The following is a 6926-nucleotide window of genomic DNA, read 5'->3' on the forward strand; positions in this document are numbered from 1 at the left end:
ATATCAGCATGCCCCAATGAAAACGCCCTGCGAGCGGGAAGCGGCAGGGCGTGGGCGGTTTCGGGTGTGGCGCTTACTCGGCGGAAAAGCGGTACACGGTGACCGTCCGGTATTGCTCGCCCGGGCGCAAGATGGTGCCGGGGAAATGCGCCTGGTTTGGCGAGTCCGGAAAATGCTGGGTTTCCAGGCATAGCGCGCCGCGGTAGCCGATGGGGCCCTGCTTGCCGTGCTGGCTGCCGTCGAGGAAATTGCCCGAATAAAACTGGATGCCCGGCTCCTGCGTATACACCTGCATCACCCGCCCCGAAACGGGATCGCGCACGCTGGCGGCCAGCTTCAGCGCCTGGCCTGGCTGTTGATTGAGCACGAAGTTATGGTCGTAGCCCCGGCCGATGCGGATCTGCTCATGCGGCAAGGCGATGCTGTCGCCGATGACGGTGCTCTGGCGCAAGTCGAAAGGCGTGCCGGACACGTCCGCCAGCTCGCCCGTGGGAATCGACCCCGCATCGACGGGCAGGTAGCGGTCCGCGTTGATGGACAGCGCATGACCGAGGATAGTGCCCTGGCCCGCCAGATTGAAATAGCTGTGGTTGGTCAAGTTGACGGGCGTGGCCTGGTCCGTCACGGCGTGGTAGCGCAGGCTCAGGGCGTTGTCGTCATCCAGTTCATAAGTCAGCGTGACGTCGAGCCGGCCCGGATAGCCATCTTCGCCGTCCGGACTGCTGCGCGTGAAGGTGACGCCCACCGCATCGTGCGTGGTGAACGGCTCGGCGCGCCACATGACCTGGTGAAAGCCCTGGTTTCCACCATGCAAGTGATTGGGCGGGTTATTCACGGCCAGTTGGTAATCCTTGCCGTCCAGACTGAAACGTCCTGCCGCGATACGGTTACCGAAGCGCCCGATGACGGCGCCCAGGAAGGCGCTGTTGGCAAGATACGGTTCGAGGCGCTCGAAACCCAGCACCACGTCGGCAAAATTGCCGTCACGGTCAGGCACGTGGATTTCGCTGATGATGGCGCCAAAGTCGAGCACCTTCACCTGCATGCCCTGGCGGTTCGTCAGGGTAAATACGCTAACCTGCTGGCCATCGGGCAGAATGCCAAACGGCGTTTGCGTCATTGAAACAGTATCAACTGGGGTCATGGCGTCGGGTCCGGAATGTTACAGGGTCGATGAACGGCCAAACACGGGCATGCCTTGCGCATCCCAGCGCAGCGGTTTGACAAACGTGTGGCGGTCCGGGTTCCACAGGGGGTCGCCAACGATTTCCGTGTACGTGCGGGCATGGTACACCAGCAATACGCCGTCGCCATCGTCGGCCGTGGTAAAACTGTTGTGGCCGGGGCCATAGATGCCGTGCTCGTAGCAGGTGGCAAACACGGGCTCGGGCGACTTCGTCCAGGAAAATGGATCGAGCAAGTCGGCCGTGTCATCGGCCCACAGCAAGCCCATGGCGTAGTTTTCATCGGTGGCGCTGGCCGAATAGCTGATGAAGATCTTGCCCTTGCGTTTCAGCACGGACGGCCCCTCGTTGACCCAGAAGCCGCGGATTTCCCAGTCAAATTCCGGTTTGCTCAGCATCACGGGCGGACCGGCCAGCTGCCACGGCGTGGCCATCGGCGCGATGTACAGGTTCGAATTGCCCTCGATGGCAACATCTTTCTGCGCCCACAGGTAGTACAGCACGCCATTGTGCTCGAACGTGGTGGCGTCCAGGCAAAAGGTATCGATGCCCGTGTCGATCTGCCCCATGAATTCCCACTCGCCGATCAAAGGGTTGGCGTTGGTATTGCGGATCGCATACATGCGGTGCTGGAACAATTTATCTTTGATTTCGCGGCTCGGAGCGGCGGCGAAATACACATACCAGGCGCCCTGATTGAAGTGCAGTTCCGGCGCCCACACCAGTTCACTGTACGGCCCCGTCTCCGGCTTGTGCCACACGTCGACCGTTGGCGCGGCCGCCAGGCCGGCGATGCTGTCGGCGCGGCGCAGCTCGATGCGATCGTACTGGGGTACGGATGCCGTAAAGTAATAGTAGCCGTCGCTATGGCGGTAGATATGCGGGTCGGCGCGTTGTTCGATCAGCGGTTTCAAGACGTCTGCCATGTTGTTTACTCCATTCAATTATTCTTACGCGGCCACGTAGCCGCGCTTGTGCATTTCGGTTTTCACGCCCGTGTAATAGCTGTCGCTGATACGGTACTTGAACATCAGCAGGCCCATCAGCAGGTGAAAGAAACCGGGGATGATCGACAGCATCAGGGCGATGCCGTTCAGGGCGAATTGCGTTTGCTCATGGTTGGGCTGGTAGTCGAAATATGCGAGCAGCACGCCCACCAGGCCGCCCGCCACCGCCATGCCCGCCTTCTGGCAGACGGAAATGCCGCCAAAAGCGAAGCCGGAGACGCGCTTGCCCGTTTTCACTTGACCATAATCAATGGTTTCCGCGATGGCCGACCAGAACACGGGCGCATGCAAGTCCACCACGAAGGACAGCAGGAAATACAGGGCGAAGGCCAGCACGGTGTCGCTCGGCGTCACAAAGAAATAGATCGCCAGGCTGATGACGGCCACGCCGATCTGCGTGTAGCGGAACAGTTTTACCTTGCAGTAAAACTTGGTGATCCAGGTCGAGGCGATCATGGCCAAAATGGCCGCCACCACGCCCGTGGTCAGAAAGGCGGCCACCGTTTCCGTGCTGCCGCCCAGATAGTATTTCGCGTAATAAATGGCAACCGAGCCGCGCACCACGTAGCCGATGGTGCCCGTGACGCACACGCCGCACAGCACCAGCCACTGGTCGTTCTGCAGCAGCACTTTCAGTTGTTCCAGCAAGGATTGTTTTTCCACCACGTGCACGACCCGCTCGGTGGTGGAGAAATAGCAAAACAGGAACAGGGCCACGCCCATGACGGCCATCACGGCCATGGCTGCCTGGTAGCCGGCGGCCGGATTGCCGCCGCCCCAACGCTGCGACAGAATCGGCACGACGATGGTCACCATGAAGGCGCCGATCTTGGCGAAGAACAGGCGGTAGCCGTTGGCCGACAGGCGGTCCTGCGGATCGCTGGTCAAGCCGCTAATCAGGGAAATATAGGGGATGCCCACGCCGGCCGTCATGACCGTCATCAGGATATACGTGGAATATGCCCAGATCAGCTTGGCGTCATACTGCCACTCGGGCGTGCTGAAGACAAAGAAGACGCTGACGCCATACGGCACGGCCAGCCACAGCAGATACGGACGGTAGCGGCCCGAGGCAAAGCTGTAGCGATCGGTGATCTGGCCCATGACCAGGTCGGCAATGGCGCCGATGACTTTCACGGCCACGAACAGCAGGGCCAGGTCCGTGGTTTTCAAGCCATAGATATCGGTATAGAAAAAGGTGATGATCAACATCATCGACGAGATGACGACGTTGAGCGCCATGTCGCCGGCGCCAAAGCCGACCTTTTCAACGGTGGATAATTTTTGCGTCTCCATGCTTTCCGTCCATTCTTTTTATGATGAATCGTGCCTAAATATCAATGACAACGGACAAGGGCGTTGCTGGCCGAAACCATGACAACGCCCTGCACCGATGTTTATTTGCTGCGCATTACATTTTCCAGCGCAAGGACAGGCCTACCGTCCGGTCATAGCGGCGCGTATCGCGCGCATACACGCCTGGCGTGTTCCAGTAATCCTTGAACTTGGTGTCAAGCAAGTTATTCCCATCGAGGGTCAGCGTGAACTGCTCGTTGATCTTGTATGACAGCGAACCGTCAAGCTGGGCCGTGGCCGCCACTTTCAAGTCCAGGCCGGGGCCGCCCTGGTTGTAGCTGTCGATGAATTTCGAGCGCCAGTTATAGGCCAGGCGGCCCGACCACGCGTCTTTTTCATACAGCACGACCAGGTTGTAGGCATAGCGCGACACGCCCGTGATGGCATGGCTGCCCGTCTCGTCGTCGGTCGTACCACTCATATAAGTGCCGTTCGCCTGCAAGCCCAGGCCACTCAACAGGCCCGGCAAGCCGTCATAGAACTGCTGGTAGCCAACTTCCAGCCCCTGCAGTTTACCGGCGGCCGTGTTGTACGGGCGGTCCACATCGTAAGTCTTGCCGGCAATGGTTTCGCTGGCGATGCGCTGCTGGATATAACCGTCGAACTTGTGGTGGAACACGGTGGCCGTCACCGAACCGGCCGGGGCGAAATACCATTCCAGGGCGGCGTCGACATTGTCGCCCGTCACCGGTTTCAAGTTCGGATTGCCGCCCGCGCCCGTCGCCTTCACCGTTTCCGTCGAGTTGACCAGGGCCACGCCCGGGTTCAGCTGGGAAAAACCGGGGCGGCTGATGGTACGGCCTGCGGCAAAGCGGCCCACCAGGTCGGCGCGCAGCTTGATTTTCAGGGCTACGCTGGGCAACACGTCGGTGCTGGCCGTGTCGCTGATGACGGGCAGGTAGACGCCGTCTTGCGAACTGTTGCCTTGCAGGCTTTGCTCGGTGCGCACGACGCGCACGCCCAGGGTGCCGTCGACGGGGTAAGCGCCCAGCTTGAAGGCGATCTTCGCCTTGGTATAAATAGAGTACGTCTTTTCCGTGTCCTTGAAGAAGGAGCCCGGGTCCATGGCGCGCGCCGCGCTGCTGCCCGTGATGGCCTGGCGCAGGGTGCCCGTGTTATTGAGCAAGAAGCTGGCGCACGGTGTGTACCACTGCTTCAAGCCATAGTCGGGGCCGCCGCTGGACATCGGTTCCGACAGGCAATTGAGGCCCGGAATCGAGGTCACGCTCTGGCGGCTGAACGGAAACGCTGCGCCGGACACGTCCGGTGCTTCCGCATTGCCCTCGAAACTCTTGATCGATTCGGCTTCGCGTTTCACGCCGCGCACGCCGACGCTGATTTCCTTGAAGAAGCCGCCGGCGCCGGGCGTGTACGCGAGGTCGGCGCGCACATCGTTCGAGCTGCCTTGATCCCGGCCATAGCGGTCGAAAAAGCCCTTCAGATAATAATTCGACGGATCTTGCAAGTCGCTGCCCGTGTAATCGACGTGCAAGGTGTCGTTCTGGTTGGTATTGATGCGGGCATTCGGCACGACGGTGATGGCGTCGAGAATCGGGTTGCGCCACGTGTAGCTGCTTTTGGTGCTGGCCACTTCCGACGTAAAACGCCATTCCGGGTTGATATCCCACAAACCGCCCACGGCAAATTGATGCGTTTTCGTCTGGTTCTTGTTCGCCTGCGTCGACATGATGGTGTTGACGTTGGTGGAAGTGAGCGTTTGCAGCTGGTTGGTGCCGGGAATCTTGGTGGCCGACACGGGCGTGCCCCACCATGGCAAACCGACGAAGTAATCGGATTCCGCGTCAAGCAGGAAGCGCGTGGCCATGCCTTCCGCGTACAGTTCGATATCGGCGTTCGGACGCCATTGCAGTACGGCATTGGCGGTGCTGCGGCGGCGGTCGCCCTTGATCGGCAACAAGCCCACCTGATCCGGCCCCGTCAAGCCAGGCGACAGGAAACTTTTATCCACGGGCGCCGTATTGAAGGCGCGCTCTTCATGGTAACGGTGCTGCTGCTGGGACAAGCCCAGCAGCGCGCCCACTTCGCCGATGCCCGTCTTCCAGCGGTTCGCCAGCATGCCGCTGATGTTTGGATCGGTGGCCTTGGATTTGTCGCTGTAGACGCCGCGCGCGTTGACGCTGGCGGTGAATTCCTTGAAATCGAAGGGGCGATTCGTGCGCACGTCGATGATGCCGGCCACGCCGCCTTCGACCTGGTCCGCACCCTGCGATTTATACACGTCCACGCGCTGCAACATGGTGGCGGGAATATCGGCCAGGTTGACGTAGCGGCCTGTGGTGGTGAACAGTTCCCGGCCGTTGAGCAGGGTCGTGACGTCGCGCAAGCCGCGTATCATGACGGCGCTCGCTTCGCCCGAATCGCGGCGGATCTGGATGCCGGAAATGCGCGCCAGGGTTTCGGCCACGTTGTTGTCAGGGAATTTGCCGATGTCGTCGGCGACGATGGAATCGATGACCTGGTCCGAGCGCATCTTGATCTGCTGGGAATTCTGCGCCGAGCGGCGCACGCCGCTGACGGTCACGACCGACACTTCCGCAGCAGGCTCGGCACTGGCGTCGGCCGCCACCGCATCCTGCGCCCAGACCGAAGCCGTGCTCAGCAAGCCGATACCGGCCAATGCCGCAACGGCTGCCTTCAAGGTGAATGGACGAGGGGAAGTGGCCGCGAGGGGGCCGGTGGCGTTGTGCATCATGAATCTCCAGATATTGTATTGATATTGTTGTGCTGCTTGCATGTCGTGCGCATGCTCGGCGTTTATCTTAGGGGCTGGACGCTAATCTCTCCAATCAATTTTTCCACTGTTTCGATACCAATTTTGATATCGGTGACTGAAGCACTTTGGAGCTTGCAAAGCGACAACGGCAGGGGCGTCAGGGGCGTTTCAGGCAGGGCGGTGCCCAAAAAAAGCAGCTCAAGTAGCGGAGCGGTGGAGCGGGCTAGAGCGAGGCAATCGCTGAACGCAGCAACTTGCCCAATTGCGGCAAGCCTTGCGCTTCGTAAGTGGCAATCAATTCGGCGGCGGATCTGGGTGGTTTTCGCAATCGTGCCCGGTTTTCCTTGACGACACTGAGCATGCGTATCGGAGCGAACTCATGCTGCGCCACCAGAAAATCATCGGGGTGCACAACTTCAATGTTGTGCCCTCGCATGATCGCGTCCGGGAAGTCTTTGAGATTGAATGTGACGATGGCGTCTGCATGCCCCACGATGGCTGCCGCCAACACATGCCGGGGGAGTGTCAGGATTTTTGTGTGTCCGGAGTCATTTAGCTAATTTCAATGCTTGGTCACAGGTGCGCCGTAAAGCGCTCGGCGAACAGAATGGCGAATTGGTTTTTCGCGGCACGCCAAGTGATGGC

The 6926-nt window shown here is 60.1% G+C and carries 5 protein-coding genes; all 5 read right to left on the minus strand.

Annotation, left to right across the window (positions count from 1 at the left end; genetic code table 11):
* Positions 1-73: 73 nt before the first annotated feature.
* The 5 genes from CSZ94_RS22420 to CSZ94_RS22440 all read right to left on the minus strand — a co-directional run bounded on the left by CSZ94_RS22420 (position 74) and on the right by CSZ94_RS22440 (position 6789).
* Positions 74-1144 (minus strand): aldose epimerase family protein, encoded by a 1071-nt coding sequence (locus tag CSZ94_RS22420; protein WP_219726040.1) that lies wholly within the window; start codon positions 1142-1144, stop codon positions 74-76.
* 18 nt (positions 1145-1162) lie between these two features.
* On the minus strand, positions 1163-2110 hold the full coding sequence (locus tag CSZ94_RS22425) for a glycoside hydrolase family 43 protein (RefSeq protein WP_102123550.1): 948 nt from the start codon (positions 2108-2110) through the stop codon (positions 1163-1165).
* 24 nt (positions 2111-2134) lie between these two features.
* On the minus strand, positions 2135-3487 hold the full coding sequence (locus tag CSZ94_RS22430; RefSeq protein WP_102123551.1) for an MFS transporter: 1353 nt from the start codon (positions 3485-3487) through the stop codon (positions 2135-2137).
* Positions 3488-3602: 115 nt separating this feature from the next.
* On the minus strand, positions 3603-6260 hold the full coding sequence (locus CSZ94_RS22435) for a TonB-dependent receptor (RefSeq protein ID WP_102123552.1): 2658 nt from the start codon (positions 6258-6260) through the stop codon (positions 3603-3605).
* Between the two features lie 244 nt (positions 6261-6504).
* Positions 6505-6789: a hypothetical protein gene (locus CSZ94_RS22440; protein ID WP_102123553.1), complete on the minus strand. Its 285-nt coding sequence runs from the start codon at positions 6787-6789 to the stop codon at positions 6505-6507.
* Positions 6790-6926: the final 137 nt, after the last annotated feature.

Origin of the sequence: Janthinobacterium sp. ROICE36 (assembly GCF_002869965.1) — a bacterium.
GTDB lineage: Bacteria > Pseudomonadota > Gammaproteobacteria > Burkholderiales > Burkholderiaceae_D > Janthinobacterium.

What these genes read in the sequence shown, in the direction of transcription:
- CSZ94_RS22420 (WP_219726040.1), bottom strand. Translation starts at nt 1,144, where the DNA reads ATGACCCCAGTTGATACTGTTTCAATGACGCAAACGCCGTTTGGCATT.
- CSZ94_RS22425 (WP_102123550.1), bottom strand. Translation starts at nt 2,110, where the DNA reads ATGGCAGACGTCTTGAAACCGCTGATCGAACAACGCGCCGACCCGCAT.
- CSZ94_RS22430 (WP_102123551.1), bottom strand. Translation starts at nt 3,487, where the DNA reads ATGGAGACGCAAAAATTATCCACCGTTGAAAAGGTCGGCTTTGGCGCC.
- CSZ94_RS22435 (WP_102123552.1), bottom strand. Translation starts at nt 6,260, where the DNA reads ATGATGCACAACGCCACCGGCCCCCTCGCGGCCACTTCCCCTCGTCCA.